The 18506-nt window shown below is 44.3% G+C and carries 16 protein-coding genes; all 16 read left to right on the forward strand.

Annotated features, from left to right (window positions below; translation table 11 throughout):
* Window positions 1-27 precede the first annotated feature (27 nt).
* Window positions 28-948, forward strand: coding sequence for a tRNA pseudouridine(55) synthase TruB (gene truB / locus CVN76_RS29605; protein WP_100534240.1), 921 nt, complete (start codon window positions 28-30; stop codon window positions 946-948).
* 33 nt (window positions 949-981) lie between these two features.
* Complete coding sequence (gene ribF, locus CVN76_RS29610; RefSeq protein ID WP_100534125.1) at window positions 982-1935, forward strand: bifunctional riboflavin kinase/FAD synthetase; 954 nt, start codon at window positions 982-984, stop codon at window positions 1933-1935.
* 143 nt (window positions 1936-2078) lie between these two features.
* The gene (gene rpsO, locus CVN76_RS29615) at window positions 2079-2348 is read left to right on the forward strand and encodes a 30S ribosomal protein S15 (RefSeq protein ID WP_053345367.1); all 270 of its coding nucleotides are present in this window, start codon (window positions 2079-2081) and stop codon (window positions 2346-2348) included.
* Between the two features lie 322 nt (window positions 2349-2670).
* On the forward strand, window positions 2671-4788 hold the full coding sequence (gene pnp, locus CVN76_RS29620) for a polyribonucleotide nucleotidyltransferase (RefSeq protein WP_100534126.1): 2118 nt from the start codon (window positions 2671-2673) through the stop codon (window positions 4786-4788).
* 158 nt (window positions 4789-4946) lie between these two features.
* Window positions 4947-5906 (forward strand): polysaccharide deacetylase family protein, encoded by a 960-nt coding sequence (locus CVN76_RS29625; protein WP_100534127.1) that lies wholly within the window; start codon window positions 4947-4949, stop codon window positions 5904-5906.
* A gap of 46 nt (window positions 5907-5952) precedes the next feature.
* On the forward strand, window positions 5953-7179 hold the full coding sequence (locus tag CVN76_RS29630; protein ID WP_061144658.1) for a M16 family metallopeptidase: 1227 nt from the start codon (window positions 5953-5955) through the stop codon (window positions 7177-7179).
* Between the two features lie 170 nt (window positions 7180-7349).
* Entirely contained in the window at window positions 7350-7616 is a 267-nt protein-coding gene (locus CVN76_RS29635; protein ID WP_100534128.1) for a YlmC/YmxH family sporulation protein, read from the forward strand.
* 234 nt (window positions 7617-7850) lie between these two features.
* Window positions 7851-8753 carry a dipicolinic acid synthetase subunit A gene (gene dpaA / locus CVN76_RS29640; RefSeq protein ID WP_100534129.1) on the forward strand — a complete coding sequence of 301 codons (903 nt, stop codon included), beginning with the start codon at window positions 7851-7853 and terminating at the stop codon, window positions 8751-8753.
* Complete coding sequence (locus CVN76_RS29645; protein ID WP_061144661.1) at window positions 8750-9352, forward strand: dipicolinate synthase subunit B; 603 nt, start codon at window positions 8750-8752, stop codon at window positions 9350-9352. The genes dpaA and CVN76_RS29645 overlap by 4 nt, the downstream gene beginning before the upstream one ends.
* 217 nt (window positions 9353-9569) lie before the next feature.
* Window positions 9570-10625, forward strand: coding sequence for an aspartate-semialdehyde dehydrogenase (asd, locus tag CVN76_RS29650; RefSeq protein ID WP_100534130.1), 1056 nt, complete (start codon window positions 9570-9572; stop codon window positions 10623-10625).
* 102 nt (window positions 10626-10727) lie between these two features.
* Window positions 10728-11954, forward strand: a complete 1227-nt coding sequence (dapG, locus tag CVN76_RS29655) for an aspartate kinase (RefSeq protein WP_100534131.1) — start codon at window positions 10728-10730, stop codon at window positions 11952-11954.
* 37 nt (window positions 11955-11991) lie between these two features.
* Complete coding sequence (gene dapA, locus CVN76_RS29660; protein ID WP_100534132.1) at window positions 11992-12861, forward strand: 4-hydroxy-tetrahydrodipicolinate synthase; 870 nt, start codon at window positions 11992-11994, stop codon at window positions 12859-12861.
* Window positions 12862-13151: 290 nt separating this feature from the next.
* Window positions 13152-14822 carry a ribonuclease J gene (locus CVN76_RS29665; RefSeq protein ID WP_061144665.1) on the forward strand — a complete coding sequence of 557 codons (1671 nt, stop codon included), beginning with the start codon at window positions 13152-13154 and terminating at the stop codon, window positions 14820-14822.
* Between the two features lie 190 nt (window positions 14823-15012).
* Entirely contained in the window at window positions 15013-15696 is a 684-nt protein-coding gene (locus CVN76_RS29670) for a ClpP family protease (RefSeq protein ID WP_442857619.1), read from the forward strand.
* Complete coding sequence (locus CVN76_RS29675; protein WP_061144667.1) at window positions 15693-15923, forward strand: YlzJ-like family protein; 231 nt, start codon at window positions 15693-15695, stop codon at window positions 15921-15923. The genes CVN76_RS29670 and CVN76_RS29675 overlap by 4 nt, the downstream gene beginning before the upstream one ends.
* 233 nt (window positions 15924-16156) lie before the next feature.
* On the forward strand, window positions 16157-18487 hold the full coding sequence (locus CVN76_RS29680; RefSeq protein WP_100534134.1) for a DNA translocase FtsK: 2331 nt from the start codon (window positions 16157-16159) through the stop codon (window positions 18485-18487).
* Window positions 18488-18506: the final 19 nt, after the last annotated feature.

Below are 18506 nucleotides of genomic sequence, written 5' to 3' on the forward strand. Positions count from 1 at the left end.
TTGAAAATGAATGATGAGGTGACAGCCATGAACGGCATTCTTCCATTATGGAAACCAAAGGGAATGACATCCCATGATTGTGTTTTTAAATTAAGAAAGATATTGAAAACAAAAAAGGTTGGGCATACGGGAACGCTTGATCCTGATGTGACAGGGGTTTTGCCGATTTGTATCGGCAGGGCAACGAAAGTCGCCGAGTATTTGACAGAAGCCGGCAAGGCATACGAAGGGGAAGTGACCCTTGGCTTTTCCACGACAACAGAGGATGCAAGCGGTGAAAAAGTCGAGGAGAAAACCATCGATGAAGTGATTACGCGGGAACGGATCCTGGAAGTGCTGGAATCATTGACAGGGAAAATCGAACAGACGCCGCCGATGTTTTCAGCTGTGAAGGTGAACGGGAAGAAATTGTATGAATATGCCCGGGCAGGCATTGAAGTGGAGAGGCCGACAAGGGAGGTCACCATCTACGATATAACCCTTCTCGATGATCGTACGGAATTCACCGGAGAAACGATTTCTTTTCGATTTCGCGTCAAGTGCAGCAAAGGAACGTATATCAGGACTCTTGCGGTCATGATGGGTGAAAAGCTTGGTATACCTGCCCATATGTCAGATTTGACCCGGATTGAATCAGCCGGCTTCAAGCTTGATGACTGTTTGACGTTCGCGGAGGTCGAAGCATTCATGGAAACTGGACAATCGGATGATTTTCTATTGCCTTTAGAGCGTGGATTATTTCATTTGCCGAAATGTAAGATTAGTGATAAAGTAGCAAAGAAAGTACTCAACGGTGCGGTATTGGAACAAACAGGGGATGTTGCTGCCGAAAAAGGGGAGCCCTTTGTGATGGTGGACCCATCCGATAAGGCAATTGCCATTTATCAAGTACATCCGACAAAAGAAGGATTAATTAAACCTGTAAAAGTATTGGCACAAGAATCATAGACCGTTTTGCCGTCGGAAAGAGGAGATTGAAAGGTGAAAGTGATTGCAATAGAGCATCCTCATCAATTTAATTCGGATGATTTTCCTGAGCTTGTTATGGCGCTTGGTTTTTTTGATGGGATACATAAAGGCCATCAGATCGTTATACAAACCGCCAAGCAAAAAGCCGATGAAATGAACCTGAAGTCAGCCGTCATGACATTTGATCCGCATCCTTCTGCAGTCTTGGGAAGGAAAACGGAAAATATCCGCTATATTACCCCGCTTGAAGATAAGGTGGCTATCATCGAGTCGATGGAGATAGATTATTTATTCATTGTCCATTTCAGCAAGGAGTTCGCTTCGGTATTGCCGGAACGGTTCGTTGACGAATACATTGTAGGGTTAAATGTCCGCCACGTAGTCGCAGGCTTTGATTATTCATATGGCCGTTATGGTCAAGGTTCGATGGAAGATCTGCCTGTTTACGCACAGGGAAGGTTTTCACAGACGGTAGTCGCCAAGCAGACACTCGAAGATGAAAAAGTTAGCTCGACAAGAATCAGGGAGACCCTTGGCAATGGTGATTTCACCGATTTTTATCATTTGGCGGGCCGCCGCTTCATAACGAAGGGGCATGTCGTTCACGGTGAAAAAAGGGGCAGGAAGCTAGGATTCCCCACCGCTAATATAGAAGTGAGCGATGATTACATTTTCCCTGCTTCTGGCGTATATGCTGTCAGGATCAACATAGGCGGCAAATGGTATCATGGGGTCTGCAATGTCGGTTATAAACCCACGTTCCATGAGGAAAAACCTAAATATCCTACTGTGGAGGTCCATGCATTGGATTTTTCGGGGGATATTTATGGCAGCCAGGTTTCTGTCGAATGGCATGTTAGACTTCGGAGCGAACAGAAGTTTTCCGGGCTTGAATCATTGGTTGCCCAGATTGAAGCGGACAAGGAGAATGCGATCGCTTATTTTGCGGAGCTCGAACATAAATAGAATACCGGAAGACAGGACTTGCAATTTTAGTGAAATGCATGTATTCTATTATATGTATGAAAATAACCATTGCTTGGCTAGTCGAGACTCCGACGCTGGCTCGGTAATAGGTGATTTTACAGAATTTTAGGAGGAATAATACTATGGCAATTACACAAGTACGCAAAAACGAACTAATCGCTGAGTTCAGAACTCACGATACTGACACTGGATCTCCAGAAGTGCAAATCGCAGTTTTAACAGAAGAAATCAACAACTTGAACGGTCACTTACGCACTCACAAAAAAGACCACCATTCACGTCGCGGTCTTCTTAAAATGGTAGGTAAACGTCGTAACCTTTTAACTTACCTACGTAACAAAGACGTTACTCGTTACCGTACACTAATTAACAAATTAGGTCTACGTAGATAATTTTTTTTCAGGAAGGCGGGAAATTTCCCGCTTTTTTGATGTTAATCAAATGATTTGGACGTGTTCTACTTTAAGGCTGAGCCTTCGTCCTTGGGACTCGGCGTGAGCCGGGTCTTTTTCCGTTTATAGATGATCAGGATATACATATTCAAATGAATGAAATTTTTATTCATTTTGCTGTTAATGCTTGTTTTTTTCGTGCATAATAGGAATAGTTTGGTTTTTACTTGAGTTCAGTTACTTTCACATATAAATGATTTAATCCAATACAGGTTTAGGTAAACTAAGCCTCTAAGTGAAGATTCAGAGAGGGGTTTAATGAATGGGACAGGAAAAACATACGTATTCATTTGATTGGGCCGGCCGTAATGTTACGGTGGAAATAGGGCAATTGGCCAAACAAGCCAACGGAGCAGTGATGGTCCGTTATGGAGAGACTGCTGTATTAAGTACTGCAACGGCTTCGAAGGAACCGAGAAATGTCGACTTCTTCCCTTTGACAGTCAACTATGAAGAAAGACTTTATGCAGTCGGTAAAATTCCGGGAGGCTTCATCAAGCGTGAAGGCCGGCCAAGTGAAAGGGCGATCCTTGCTAGCCGTTTAATAGACCGTCCGATCCGTCCGTTATTCGCTGACGGCTTCAGGAATGATGTTCAGATCATCAGCATGGTCATGAGTGTCGACCAAGATTGCTCCACGGAAATGGCAGCGATGCTAGGTTCATCCCTGGCGCTTTCTGTTTCCGATATTCCGTTCGAAGGTCCAATTGCAGGAGTGGTTGTGGGAAGAATCAATAATGAATTCATTATTAACCCTACTGTCGACCAACTTACTCAAAGTGACATCAATCTGACGGTTGCCGGTACTAAAGATGCCATCAACATGGTTGAGGCAGGAGCGAATGAGGTACCTGAAGAAACGATGCTCGAAGCCATCATGTTTGGCCATGACGAAATCAAGAAGGTCATTGCATTCCAGGAGAAAATCGTTGCGGAGATCGGCAAAGAGAAAATGCAGATCGCTTTATATAAAGTGGATGCGGACCTTGAAGCGGAAGTGAAGGGCCATTGTGAAGCGGACTTGAACAAAGCAGTGCAAGTTCAGGAAAAACATGCTCGCGAAGATGCGATTAAAGTGGTAAAAGATCGTGTATTGGCCAATTATGAAGAAGAGACAGATGAAGCTAAGCTAAAACAAATCAAAGAAATCCTGAATAAATTGGTTAAATCCGAAGTCCGTCGTTTGATCACGGAAGAAAAAGTGCGTCCGGATGGCCGAAATCCTGATGAAATCAGACCACTATCTTCAGAAGTCACCATTTTGCCGCGTACACATGGCTCTGGATTGTTCACACGTGGACAAACCCAAGCGCTTTCGATTTGTACATTAGGTGCATTGGGTGATGTCCAGATTTTGGACGGCCTTGGAACCGAAGAGTCAAAACGCTTTATGCATCACTACAACTTCCCGCATTTCAGTGTAGGTGAAACGGGCCCGATCCGTGGAGCAGGCCGCCGGGAAATCGGTCATGGTGCACTTGGTGAAAGAGCCTTGGAGCCAGTCATCCCTAATGACAAAGATTTTCCTTATACGATCAGGCTTGTGTCTGAAGTCCTTGAATCGAACGGTTCAACTTCACAAGCAAGTATTTGTGCAAGCACTTTGGCAATGATGGATGCTGGGGTACCATTGAAAGCTCCAGTTGCCGGAATAGCAATGGGACTTGTCAAAACTGGCGAGCACTATACGATCCTAACTGACATTCAAGGCATGGAAGATCATCTGGGTGACATGGACTTTAAAGTCGCTGGAACTTCAAAAGGTGTCACTGCACTGCAAATGGATATCAAAATTGAAGGTCTTTCAAAGGAAATACTTGAAGAAGCATTGCTTCAAGCGAAACATGGTCGGATGCATATTTTGGAATCCATGATGTCAACCATCAATCAACCGCGTGAACAATTATCCAAATATGCTCCTAAAATCGTTACAATGTCCATCAACCCGGATAAAATCCGTGATGTCATTGGACCGAGCGGAAAACATATCAATAAGATCATTGAAGAAACTGGCGTGAAAATCGACATCGAACAAGATGGAACGGTGTTCATCTCATCAACAGATGAGCCAATGATTCAAAAAGCTAAGAAAATCATTGAGGATATCGTGCGTGAAGTCGTGGTGGGTGAACTTTATTTAGGTAAAGTGAAACGCATTGAAAAATTCGGTGCATTCGTTGAAATCTTCAATGGTAAAGACGGTTTGGTACATATTTCTGAACTGGCTGAAGAAAGAGTCGGAAAAGTGGAAGATGTCGTTTCACTTGGAGATGAGCTATTGGTGAAAGTAACCGAGATTGACAAGCAAGGCAGGGTGAACCTTTCCCGTAAAGCCGTCCTGAAAGAGCAAAAAGAGGCAGCCAACCCTTCTCAATCGTAATAGAAATAAATGTTCCCGGCATGCGATTCCTTGTGAATCTGCATGCTTTTTCTATTGAATGGGCAAATGGCCGGTTCAAGGGATATGGCATTAAAAAGATGACATGTTCTACCTTGTCCGTTTTCTTCATACATTTTGGTATGAAGGGGGCGGAAAAAATGAATAATAAATGGAAGCAGATAGTTGCGATAAGTGCCATTGCAGGTATATCATGGTTATTAGTGCAAAATCCATATACACAGCTTTATCTGGCCCAATTGACGGATGATTCAGTTGCTACGATGAAGCAAGAAGATGAAATTCTTTTACAAATCAAAGATTCAGCAAAAAAATATGAGGTTGCGCCGCAGGATGCCCGAATAGATTCGGTCTGGAAAACCGTTCCTGCCTATAATGGCCTTAAGGTCAACATTGATGATTCATATAAAGCCATGAAGAAGGCGGGCGAGTTCGATGAGGATAAACTGGTACTCGAGCAGGTCCCTGCGAAAGTACATTTAAACGATCTCGATCCCGCTCCGATTTACCGTGCCCATCCTGAAAAGCAGGTGGTTTCATTTTTAATCAATGTGGCTTGGGGGAATGAATACTTACAGGATATGCTGGCTGTATTAAAAAAGAATAACGTCAAGGCCACCTTCTTCCTGGAGGGTAATTGGACCAAGAAAAATCCGGAATTGGCCAAAATGATCAAGGATGGGGGCCATGAAATTGGCAATCACTCCTATTCACATCCCAATATGCAGAATATATCGGCACAGGCTACACGTGAAGAACTTCGAAAAACGAACGAAGTCATTGAAGCAGTGACAGGCTCAAAAATGAAATGGTTCGCCCCGCCAAGCGGCAGCTACCGGGACGAAACGGTTCAAATCGCCGATTCTTTGGGCATGGAGACCGTCATGTGGAGTGTCGATACGATTGACTGGCAAAAGCCAAGTCCTGAAGTCCTTCAACAACGAGTGCTTTCCAAGGTTCACCCGGGGGCGTTCATCTTGATGCATCCTACGGAATCTACCGCAAAATCGTTGGAAGCGCTGATTATAGAAATAAAAAAGAAAGACCTGGATGTCGTTACCGTTTCAGAAGCAGTAGATGAGAAACGATTGATCCCATAATATTTGGGTTACATTAGCAGCATAGAATGCTTGGGAGGAATGTTAGTTGATTAAGAAATACACGTGTCAAAATGGAGTAAGAATCGTATTGGAAAATATACCAACAGTACGCTCGGCAGCCATCGGAGTATGGATTAAAACCGGTTCCCGAAATGAAACCCCTGAATTGAATGGAGTTTCACATTTTCTGGAGCACATGTTTTTCAAAGGGACAACAACAAGGAATGCACGTGAAATTGCCGAGTCGTTCGATAGCGTCGGAGGCCAAGTGAATGCATTCACCTCAAAGGAATATACATGCTATTATGCAAAAGTAATGGATAACCATGCTAGCTATGCACTTGAAATCCTTGCAGATATGTTCTTTAATTCAACCTTCGATGAGGAAGAGCTGAAAAAAGAAAAAAATGTCGTCTATGAAGAGATTAAAATGTATGAAGACACACCGGATGATATTGTTCACGACCTCTTAAGCCAGGCAGTATATGAAAAACATCCGCTGGGCTATCCAATCCTGGGTACGGAGGAAACGCTTGAAACATTCAATAGTGAAACACTGAAGAAATACGTCCATGATATGTATACACCAGATAAAGTGGTAATCTCCATAGCTGGGAATGTCGATGAAAAGTTGATTCAAGAAGTCGAAAGCTACTTTGGCTCGTATCAAGGAGGGGAACACCGTCCTGAATTGATCAAGCCAGCTTTTCATGAAAATAGGATCACTCGTAAAAAAGAAACGGAGCAAGCCCACTTATGCCTTGGGTACAAAGGATTGGAAATCGGCAATGATAAAACATACAGCTTGATTACCTTGAACAATATTCTTGGGGGAAGCATGAGCAGCCGTTTATTCCAGGACGTAAGGGAGCAACGCGGCCTTGCCTATTCCGTATATTCTTATCACTCCAGCTACCAAGATAGCGGCTTGGTGACAGTCTATGGCGGGACAGGCACAAGCCAATTGGATAGCCTGTATGAAACGATTCAGGAAACATTGGATACATTAAAAAGGGACGGCATCACTGAAAAGGAATTGCGCAATAGTAAAGAGCAGCTTAAAGGCAGCTTGATGCTTAGTCTTGAAAGCACGAATAGCCGCATGAGCCGAAATGGCAAGAATGAGCTCATGTTAGGTGAGCACCGTTCCCTCGATGATATCATCATCAAGATTGACGAGGTGACGGAAGGTACCGTAAATGAACTGGCAAACCAAATCTTTACGGAGCACTCCCTGTCATTGGTGAGCCCCCTGGAAAACTGGGACAAATAATAATCAAAACGTCTGATCTTCCTCTGCAAATGGAAGGTTGGGCTTTTTTTTTGCGAAAAATCATGAAAATGGAAGGGGCGGGAGATGTGGACAATATTTGCGGAAAAGCCTTCTAAGTTTTTCTTTTTCGGATATAGATGGATTATAAGGTGAAAAAGGAGGAGCTATAAGTGAGATTGAGTGAAATGAGCGGTAAGGAGATAGTCGATGTAAACAGGGCGGAACGATTGGGGGTCCTCGGACAGACGGATCTGGAAATAGACGAAACTGGACAAATTACCACGTTGATCATCCCATCGGTCAAATGGTTCGGCCTTATGAGGAATGGAAGTGAAATCCGCGTACCTTGGAACCATATAAAAAAAATCGGGACGGATATGGTGATCATTGATTTCCAGGAAGGGCTTTCGAAAGATGGGGAGCATATGGACGGATAGAGCATGCTTACAGATCGGAGTCCTCTATGGCATGCTTCCCATGAATAGTCAAAAAACGCCTCAGCTGCGGATAGCTAAGGCGTTTTTTCTTTTCTTATCACCGTTTTTTAACTGAAAACATAAGATGGCAGGGTAACTAGAGAATGTCGGAAAAACTTAAATTGCTTCTTGAAGGGCATGTCCCTTGAAGCGAGGATGTTTAGGATCTTTTATATGAAGAAGGTGACGGTTTTAATGCTCACAGGTATGCAAATCGCTGTAATTGGTGGAGATGCGCGTCAGCTCGAAGTTGTCCGTAAACTGACGGAGCTTGATGCGAAGCTATTATTAGTTGGTTTTGAACAGCTCGACCATGCTTTTACCGGAGCGGTTAAGGAAAAAATGGAAGATATAAATTTCAAGGAAATTGATTCAGTAATCCTGCCTGTCCGGGGGACGGATCCTGATGGAAAAGTGGAAACGATTTTTTCCAGCGAAGAGGTTGTCTTGACGGAAGAAATGATAAAAGATACCCCGGCACACTGCATTTTTTATGCAGGGATCAGTAATAACTACCTCAATGAAATTTTTCAGAATGCGGACCGCAAACTTGTTCTCTTGTTCGAACGCGATGATGTGGCCATTTATAATTCAATTCCTACCGTGGAGGGTGCAATCATGATGGCCATCCAGCATACCGATTTTACAATCCATGGTTCGAATGTAGCTGTTCTTGGTTTAGGAAGGGTCGGCATGAGTGTAGCCAGATCATTCCATGCTCTTGGAGCGAAAGTTAAAGTAGGGGCCAGAAAAAGTGAAGATATTGCAAGGATAAGCGAAATGTCACTAAGCCCTTTTCAGTTAAAGGATCTAGCTGCAGAAATGAAAAATGTTGATATTTGTATCAATACGATTCCTTTTCAAATCATTACGGCAAACGTGCTGGCAAATATGCCCGTTCACACATTAATCATCGACCTTGCTTCAAAACCGGGGGGGACGGATTTTCGTTATGCTGAAAAAAGGGGAATAAAGGCGCTGTTGGCACCGAGCTTACCGGGTATAGTAGCCCCGAAAACAGCTGGTCAGATATTGGCGAACGCGCTGGGAGTATTGATTCAGGATGAGTTCAGGAAAAGGAAGGGGAATAAGATATGAGTCTCCAAGGGAAAAGGATTGGTTTTGGATTGACAGGATCACATTGCACATATGATGAAGTATTTCCTGAAATTGAAAAGCTTGTGAATGAAGGGGCGGAGGTCATCCCAATCGTAACATCGACCGTGCAGAATACGGAAACGCGTTTTGGGAAGGGTGATGATTGGGTTGAAAGAATTGAAAAATTGACGGGGAATCGAGTCGTTGATACAATCGTCAAAGCGGAGCCATTAGGGCCGAAATTGCCACTTGATTGTATGGTGATCGCTCCTTTGACAGGTAACTCAATGAGCAAAATGGCAAATGCCCTTACCGATTCGCCCGTACTTATGGCTGCAAAAGCGACGATGAGAAACCACCGTCCGGTTGTGGTGGCAATATCCACGAACGATGCACTCGGGTTAAATGGTGTCAATCTCATGAGGTTGATGGCAGCAAAGGATATTTATTTCGTTCCGTATGGTCAGGATAATCCTATAGGTAAGCCGAGCTCGATGGTTGCGAGGATGAGCATGATAAGGGACACAATCATATCGGCACTCGAAAGGGAGCAAATTCAGCCAGTCATCGTCGAAAAGTTCAAGGATAGTTTAGACTGATTTTAGTGTTCTGATACGCTCCCATGTGATAATGACTGATTTATATGCAGGGCTTTTCCGTGTGGAAAGTCATAAAAAAACACTACACTACCAGAATATTTTGTTAAAGTCCGACCCTTTGGAATGTTAATGTGTTAAAATTAATGATATTCTGAGCAAGTAGAAATATATCCAATAAATAAAATAATTTTTAGAGATAGAAAAGGAGTATGGACAAATGACTGAGACACAGGGATTGCATATTGCAGTTGTGGGAGCAACTGGAGCAGTGGGACAACAAATGATTTCAACACTCGAACAACGGAATTTACCGATCAAGAAAATCATCTTTTTATCATCGGCTCGTTCCGCAGGAACCAAACTTACGTTTAAGGGCGAAGAAATCGAAGTGCAGGAAGCAAGACCTGAAAGCTTTGAAGGCATCGATATCGCTTTATTCAGTGCTGGAGGAAGCGTGTCTAAGGAATTGGCTCCAGAAGCAGTGAAGCGCGGAGCGATAGTAGTGGATAATACGAGCGCATTCCGCATGGATGAAAATGTGCCGCTTGTCGTGCCTGAAGTAAACGAAGCTGACTTAAGACAGCATAATGGAATCATCGCCAACCCAAATTGTTCAACCATTCAAATGGTCGTGGCATTAGAACCTATCCGCGAGACCTATGGATTATCAAAAATCGTGGTTTCCACCTATCAGGCCGTTTCAGGTGCTGGGGCTGCTGCAATAAATGAATTAAAAGAACAAGCACGCGACTTGCTTGATGATAAAGAAATAGAACCAAGGATTTTACCGGTCAAGGGTGACGAAAAGCATTATCAAATCGCATTCAACGTCATTCCTCAAATCGATAAATTCCAAGATAATGGGTATACGTTTGAAGAAATGAAAATGATTAATGAAACTAAGAAAATCATGCATATGAATGATCTTCCGGTAGCTGCAACATGTGTAAGGCTCCCTGTTGTAACAGGTCATTCGGAATCTGTTTATATTGAAGTGGAAAAAGAAGGAGTGACAGCTTCTCAAATCAAGGATTTGATGAAAACGGCTCCTGGAGTAGTGCTGGAGGATGAACCGGAACATCAAATCTATCCAACGCCTGCTTCTTCCGTTGGCAAAAATGACGTATTCGTCGGTCGGATTCGCAAGGACTTGGATGAGGATAAAGGCTTCCATTTATGGGTGGTTTCCGATAATCTATTAAAGGGAGCAGCCTGGAACTCCGTCCAGATTGCTGAAAGCCTTTTAAAATTAGGTTTAGTGACCGTCAAGTAATAATTCATTCTTAAACATTCGAAAAAAGTGATATCCAACAGAATAGAGAGTTTTTGTCAGCTTCCCGAAGCGGGAAGCTGGCTTATATTTGAGGTGCATATTATGAAAATCATTGTCCAGAAATACGGTGGGACATCCGTTCGTGATGAGGAAAGCCGGTCATTTGCCCGAGGGCATATTGAAAAGGCAATTCAAGAAGGCTTTAAAGTGGTGGTCGTCGTTTCAGCGATGGGGAGGAAGGGCGATCCCTATGCAACGGACACTTTGCTTTCTTTAGTGAATGGCTCGAAAGCAATCCTTTCGAAACGTGAACAGGATCTCCTTATGTCAGTTGGTGAAACGATATCATCGGTAGTATTTACCAACATGCTGTTAGAACACGGTATTGATGCCGTCGCATATACAGGGGCACAGGCGGGATTCTTGACGAATACCGACTATTCAAGTGCGAAAATCATGGAAATGAAATGTGACCGTCTCATGAAAGAATTGGAATTGAAGGATGTAGTCGTCGTAGCAGGATTCCAGGGTGCGGCAAAAAATGGGGATATCACCACCATCGGACGTGGTGGCAGTGATACATCAGCTGCTGCGTTAGGCGCAGCTTTGCAAGCGGAGAGGGTAGATATATTTACGGATGTGGAAGGCATCATGACGGCTGATCCACGAATTGCAGATCTTGCGCGTCCGTTATCAATCGTTTCCTATACCGAAGTTTGCAACATGGCCTATCAAGGTGCGAAGGTGATACATCCACGCGCTGTTGAAATTGCCATGCAGGCAAAAGTGCCGATCCGGATCAGATCCACATACAGCGAAGGTTTGGGGACACTTGTTACAAGTGTGAATAAAGAAAGCCACGGCAGCGATATCCGTGAGAGGCTCGTCACAGGAATTGCCCATGTTCCGAAAATCACACAAATCAAGGTGCGTGCGAAAAAGGATCAATATAATTTACAAGCCGAGGTTTTCAAGGCAATGGCCAACGCCTCCATTTCGGTCGACTTCATCAATATATATCCGAGCGGTGTCGTATATACCGTTTCCGAAGAAATGACGGATCTCGCTCTTTCAATTTTGGCCGAGCTTGGTCACGAACCGGTCATTGAACGGAATTGCGCCAAAGTTTCTGTCGTCGGTGCGGGCATCAACGGAGTGCCTGGTGTTGCTGCGAAGATCGTAACGGCACTTTCGGAGAAGGAAATAGCCATTCTACAATCAGCTGACAGCCATACGACTATATGGGTCTTGGTCAAGGAAGAAGATTTGATAGAAGCTGTTAATTCACTTCACTACGCATTTCAGCTGCATGAACGTGAAATCAAATAATCCGAATTTCAATAAAAGTTTTATGAAGAGGTGTTAGATGATGATATTTGGTAGAGTATCAACTGCAATGGTCACCCCTTTCGATAGCAAGGGAAATATCGATTTGCAAAAAACGACCAAATTGGTCAATTACTTAATAAAGAATGGAACGGACTCCCTTGTACTTTCGGGGACGACGGGGGAATCTCCAACTTTATCTTCGGAGGAGAAGATCGCCTTATTGCGGCATGTCTCCAAGATTGTGGAAAAAAGAGTGCCCATCATCATGGGTACAGGTAGCAACAATACGTATGCTTCCATTGAGCTGACCAAAAAAGCAGAACAAAATGGTGCCGATGCGATCATGCTGGTGGCCCCTTATTATAGCAGGACGAATCAAGAAGGCCTTTATCAACATTTCAAAGCAATCGCAGCGAGCACGACACTGCCTGTAATGATTTATAATATCCCTGGCCGGGCTTCGGTTAACATCGAGCCGGAAACGATCATCCGCCTTTCAAAAATTGCTAATATCTTAGCGGTGAAAGAGGCTAGCGGGGATTTGAATGCAATGACCGAGATCATAGCCGGAACGGATGATGATTTCGCGTTGTACAGCGGGGATGACGCTTTAACTCTCCCAGTCCTTGCAATAGGCGGCGTTGGGGTAGTTTCAGTTGCATCCCATGTTGCGGGCAATGAGTTACAGAAAATAGTCGAGGCATTCATCAGCGGGAATTTGAAAGAGGCAGCCAGGCTGCATCAGGAACTATTACCGCTGATCAAAGGCTTATTTGCCGCCCCAAGCCCGGCACCTGTCAAAACAGCGCTTCAGTTATATGGAATTGATGTGGGGTCCGTCAGGCTGCCGATCGTGCCTTTGACGGAACAGGAACGACTCTCTTTAGCCACTGTATTAAAAAAATAAATAGCCATGGAACAAGCTGATCGTTAAAGATTGGCTTGTTTTTACATAAGCATGCATTCGAATGACAATTCCTTACTAAAGCAGGTTTAAGAATGGGATTTAAGCCCGTTCAATCGAAACCACAGTAGTATAGGTGATGAATATATGATACATATCGGTACCGCTCATTTTTAAAGGAACGGATGAAAAAAAGCAACGAAAAATGGTAAGTGTTGTCATGTTTTTTGAACTTCGGTTATAATGAAAGCATTGGGAAATTATGAACGGGATTTTTTAAGGAGGATATTCGATTGGGTAAAGATAAACATAATGGCATAAAGGTCATTTCTCTTGGAGGACAAGGGGAGCTTGGTAAAAACATGTACGTTGTTGAGGTGAATGAGGATATCTATCTGCTAGATGCAGGTCTGATGCTTCCGGAAGAAGAAATGCTGGGAATCGATGCGGTTATCCCTGATATTTCTTACTTGATCGATAATAAAGAACGTATTCAGGGAATATTCATTACCCATGGTCATGAAGACCATATGGGAGCGCTTGCATATGTTTTGAAATTTTTACCCGTTCCCGTTTATGGAACGAAGCTTACCCTTGCGCTAATTAAAACGAAATTGAAGGAAGATGGCTTTAACGGAAGGGCGACATTTACCGAGATCGATTCCGATTCTCTGTTAAGTTTCCCTCAAGCAGCCGTATCATTTTTCCGGACTAACCATAGCATCCCCGATTCCGTCGGAGTGGTAATCCACACGCGCGATGGCGCCATCGTATATACGGGGGATTTCAAATTCGACCAAGCGGCAAGCGATCTGTATAAACCAGAGATCGGAAAAATGGCCAGTATTGGCGAAGAAGGCGTCCTATGCTTGCTATCGGATAGTACGGGTGCCGAGAGGCCGGGTTACACGCCGTCAGAAGCCATTGTGGCCAAAGACATTACTGAAGCTTTCCTTGCCGCTTCAGGCAGGATCGTCGTTGCGTGCTTCGCTTCGAACATCAACCGGATCCAACATGTTTTCAATGCAGCTGCGGCAAGTCGCAGGAAAGTGGCCGTTGTAGGGAAAAGCCTGCAGCGCGTTTATGAAACAGCATTGAATCTTGGTTATTTAAAGGCAGAAGAAGAGCTGATCATCCCTATAAATGAAATTAGCCAGTATGACGATCGTGAAATCGTCGTATTATCTACAGGCCATCAAGGAGAACCGATTGCGGCGCTTCAAAAAATGGCTAAACAAACTCATAAACAGGTGACGATCAAAAAAGGTGATACCGTACTGATCAGTGCTTCACCGCTCCAGGGAGGCGAACTGATTTTATCCAAAACCGTCGATTTGCTCTATAGGGTTGGCGCTGAAGTGGTATCGTCCAATAAATATAAAGTTCACGTAACGGGACATGGAAGCCAGGAAGAACTGAAAATGATGATCAACCTGATGAATCCTAAATTCTTTATCCCGGTGCATGGTGAATATCGCCAATTATATGCTCACCAAAAAGTAGGAATCGCCGCTGGAATTAAACGGGAAAATATCGTGATTGCCGAAAAAGGTGATGTCATCGAGCTTAAAGGAAATAAAATCGGCCTAGCCGGGAAAGTCCCTTCAGGAAATATCCTGATAGATGGCAGCGGTGTAGGGGATGTCGGCAATATCGTTCTTCGTGATCGCCGCTTGTTATCCCAGGATGGCATTTTGATCGTCGTCGTAACCTTGAACCGTCAAGATAAAAGCATTGCCGCTGGTCCTGAAATCATTTCAAGGGGATTCGTTTATGTTCGTGAATCCGAAAAAATGATTGCGGAAGCGACTGAAATCGTAAGTGAAATCGTCAAAAAAAATGGATCGCGCCAACCGTTCGATTGGTCTACACTGAAACAGGAAATGCGTGATGCCTTGAATCAGTTCTTCTACGAAAAAACGAAACGTCGTCCAATGATCTTGCCGATCATCATGGAATATTAAGCAATCCTCCCCTGATAATCAAGTCAGGGGTTTTTTCCTTTTGCCCAACCTCTAATATCTTCAAGAATGAAGTCGAAGACTCGAGACATAATAAAGCTATAGGTTAAAAGAGAAAGGGGTTGGCATCGTGGATAATGCACCATTACCAAATGAAAATGAAGGCCGGCAGGAAGGGAAGAATTCCACTTTAATCGAAAAGATCCAGCAGCTGGGGGCAACGAATGTCCCGCAACTATCAAAGGACTCGAAAATCCATTGTTTGACGATCATTGGTCAAATTGAAGGACATATGCAGCTGCCGCCTCAAAATAAAACGACTAAATATGAGCATGTTATCCCACAAATCGTGGCGATTGAGCAAAACCCGAATATTGAGGGACTGCTTGTCATTTTAAATACTGTGGGTGGGGATGTTGAAGCGGGACTGGCGATTGCAGAGATGCTTGCTTCCCTGTCCAAGCCATCCGTTTCGATCGTACTCGGCGGAGGGCATTCGATCGGAGTTCCGATTGCCGTATCATGTGACCATTCCTATATCGCTGAAACGGCGACGATGACAATTCATCCGATTCGTCTGACTGGCCTTGTCATAGGTGTTCCGCAAACCTTTGAATACTTGGATAAGATGCAGGAAAGAGTCATCAAGTTTGTAACGAGGCACTCCAACGTAACGGAGGAAAGTTTCAAGGAATTAATGTTTGCCAAAGGTAATCTAACCCGTGATATCGGTACGAATGTAGTCGGGGCCGAGGCCGTCGAAATCGGCATGATCGATGATGTCGGGGGTGTGGGCCAGGCCATGAGGAAGCTGAATGGCTTCATGGAAGAAAGAAGGCCAAAAACAGCCGGTGAAGAGGAGGGGCTCCTGCAATGACACTCTATACAATCGTCCCTGAAGTAATCATCTTTCCCCATCACCATGAAAAAACGGCGAATTTAATCGAAATGATCTATAATGGTGTGCATGTAATGGTTGAACATGACGGTCAACGGTCATTTCGAATTGATCGAATTGTGAGCACCGATCCCGCGGATTATATGAACGCAAACATCCATCCGGGGGCAGTCATCAACGTGTTCGAACAGCCCAACGGCCACTGAAAACGACTAATGAAACCAATTATGATATACTGGATTGAAATCGGCAGCCATCTGGCTGCTTTATTCAGTATCTGGGCCAATTGGATCCTTTAGTTGAAAATGTACATATAACAAGGACAGTGTCATCTTTTTTTGGTATAATTTATGAACGAACATTTGTTTTGTGAAGGGAAATCAAGATGTTATGTTGAATAGGAAAGTTAGAATAGTTTCATGAAGAATCAGGTGATATGATGGCAAAGAAGAAAAAAAGAAAAAACAAAGGTACCGATAAATTAAAACTAACACTTAAATATGAATTGAGTGGCTTGACTTTAATAGGGCTGGCCGTCATTGCCATTGCCAAGCTTGGAGCGGTGGGAAATGGGACGGTTCTTTTAATTCGCTTCTTTATGGGGGAATGGTACATCCTTTTGTTGCTGGCTGCCATTGCAGCAGGCTTTTACTTGATGATCAAAAGGGAGGTTCCTTACCTGTTAAAACGGCAGTTCATCGGATTATACTTCCTTGCTGCGAGCATGCTCCTGCTCAGTCATGTGACGCTGTTCAACATGCTGGCAGATGGCGGCCCGTTCACGAAGCCAAGCGTCATTTCGAATTCATGGGAATTATTCTGGATGGAAGTGACCGGGAAGGCCAGTTCGAGGGATCTGGGAGGCGGCATGATTGGAGCGATACTATTTGCGGCTTCCTACTTTTTGTTTGATGAAGCGGGCTCCAAAATCATATCCTTCCTATTTATCATCACGGGCATTGTTCTGTTGACTGGGAAAACCTTGGGTGAGACCCTTGGAAGGTTTTTCATCGGCCTTGGGAGCTTCATCGCGAATCAATGGTCGGCTTTCAGAGATGACATGAAAACGTGGAATGAGGAGAAAAAAGAAAAGAAAAAAAATCCGCAAAAAAGAAAGAAACGCGAAAAAGATCCGGTGGCAGAAACCGATCAGCCCCTTCATCAAGAAGAGGAAACACCACAGATGGCAACGGAACGGATCATCTCCAGCTTTGCTGATAAAGCCTATAGCGACAACGAAACTGAACCTCCAGTTGCTGCAGAAGCTGTACCTGAAGCTGCCGAGGAGCAGGATGATGCCGTATTACCGATGAATTTCACTGAAGTGGAAAATAAAGAATATCTGTTGCCGCCGCTTTCATTATTATTGCAGCCTAAAAAAACGGATCAAAGCGGAGAATACCAATTGATTCATGATAATGCAGCAAAACTTGAACGGACCTTCAATAGCTTTGGGGTGAAAGCGAGGGTCACGCAGGTCCATTTGGGACCAGCGGTGACCAAATATGAGGTTCATCCCGATGTTGGGGTGAAGGTAAGCAAAATCGTCAGCCTATCTGATGACTTGGCCTTAGCCCTGGCTGCGAAGGACATCCGGATCGAGGCTCCGATACCAGGTAAATCTGCTATTGGGATAGAGGTTCCTAATTCCGAAGTGGCAATGGTATCCTTAAGGGAAGTCTTGGAGGCGAAAGAAGTTGACAAGCCCGATGCTAAATTGCAAATAGGCTTGGGGCGGAATATTTCGGGTGAAGCAGTGAAGGCAGAGCTCAATAAAATGCCCCATTTACTGGTTGCCGGAGCGACAGGGAGCGGTAAATCCGTTTGCATCAACGGCATTATCACGAGTATCCTGATGCGGGCTAAACCCCATGAAGTGAAAATGATGATGATCGATCCCAAAATGGTGGAGCTTAATGTCTATAATGGCATACCCCACTTACTTGCGCCAGTTGTGACGAATCCAAAGAAAGCGGCACAGGCCTTACAAAAGGTCGTCAGTGAAATGGAACGCCGCTATGAGCTGTTTTCACATTCAGGTACGCGTAATATTGAAGGCTATAATGATTATGTTAACCGGTATAACATAGAGGAAGATGCCAAGCAGCCGCTGCTGCCTTATATCGTGGTCATTGTAGATGAGTTGGCTGATTTAATGATGGTGGCCTCTAACGATGTAGAGGATGCCATCACACGGCTTGCACAAATGGCAAGGGCAGCCGGCATCCATTTGATCATTGCAACGCAGCGCCCTTCCGTTGATGTCATAACAGGGGTCATAAAAGCGAACATCCCATCTAGGATTGCGTTTAGTGTCTCGTCGATGACGGATTCAAGAACGATCCTGGACATGGGAGGTGCCGAAAAGCTGTTAGGCAGGGGCGATATGTTATTCCTGCCAGCGGGAGCTTCAAAACCTGTACGGGTGCAAGGTGCGTTCCTGTCCGATCATGAAGTCGAGGAAGTTGTCACATATGTCATTTCACAGCAGAAAGCCCAGTATAACGAAGAAATGATACCGGATGAAATTACTGAAACCTCAAGCGGCGAAGTGGACGACAATTTATACGACGATGCCGTAGCATTGATCATGGAAATGCAAACCGCATCGGTCTCCATGCTGCAGCGCCGATTCCGAATCGGCTACGCGCGGGCAGCGAGGCTGATCGATGAAATGGAAGCAAGGGGAATCGTCGGCCCTTATGAAGGCAGTAAGCCGCGGAATGTTTTGGTGTCAAAAGATGAACAGGATGAAGCACATTTATCATAAAAAAAACCGGGCAGCTGCC

Source organism: Bacillus sp. mrc49, assembly GCF_002803435.1.

Excerpts from the sequence above, each read along its gene's own strand:
- truB (WP_100534240.1), top strand. The coding sequence starts at position 28 with ATGAACGGCATTCTTCCATTATGGAAACCAAAGGGAATGACATCCCAT.
- rpsO (WP_053345367.1), top strand. The coding sequence starts at position 2,079 with ATGGCAATTACACAAGTACGCAAAAACGAACTAATCGCTGAGTTCAGA.
- pnp (WP_100534126.1), top strand. The coding sequence starts at position 2,671 with ATGGGACAGGAAAAACATACGTATTCATTTGATTGGGCCGGCCGTAAT.
- CVN76_RS29625 (WP_100534127.1), top strand. The coding sequence starts at position 4,947 with ATGAATAATAAATGGAAGCAGATAGTTGCGATAAGTGCCATTGCAGGT.
- dpaA (WP_100534129.1), top strand. The coding sequence starts at position 7,851 with ATGCTCACAGGTATGCAAATCGCTGTAATTGGTGGAGATGCGCGTCAG.
- CVN76_RS29645 (WP_061144661.1), top strand. The coding sequence starts at position 8,750 with ATGAGTCTCCAAGGGAAAAGGATTGGTTTTGGATTGACAGGATCACAT.
- asd (WP_100534130.1), top strand. The coding sequence starts at position 9,570 with ATGACTGAGACACAGGGATTGCATATTGCAGTTGTGGGAGCAACTGGA.
- dapG (WP_100534131.1), top strand. The coding sequence starts at position 10,728 with ATGAAAATCATTGTCCAGAAATACGGTGGGACATCCGTTCGTGATGAG.
- dapA (WP_100534132.1), top strand. The coding sequence starts at position 11,992 with ATGATGATATTTGGTAGAGTATCAACTGCAATGGTCACCCCTTTCGAT.
- CVN76_RS29675 (WP_061144667.1), top strand. The coding sequence starts at position 15,693 with ATGACACTCTATACAATCGTCCCTGAAGTAATCATCTTTCCCCATCAC.
- CVN76_RS29680 (WP_100534134.1), top strand. The coding sequence starts at position 16,157 with ATGGCAAAGAAGAAAAAAAGAAAAAACAAAGGTACCGATAAATTAAAA.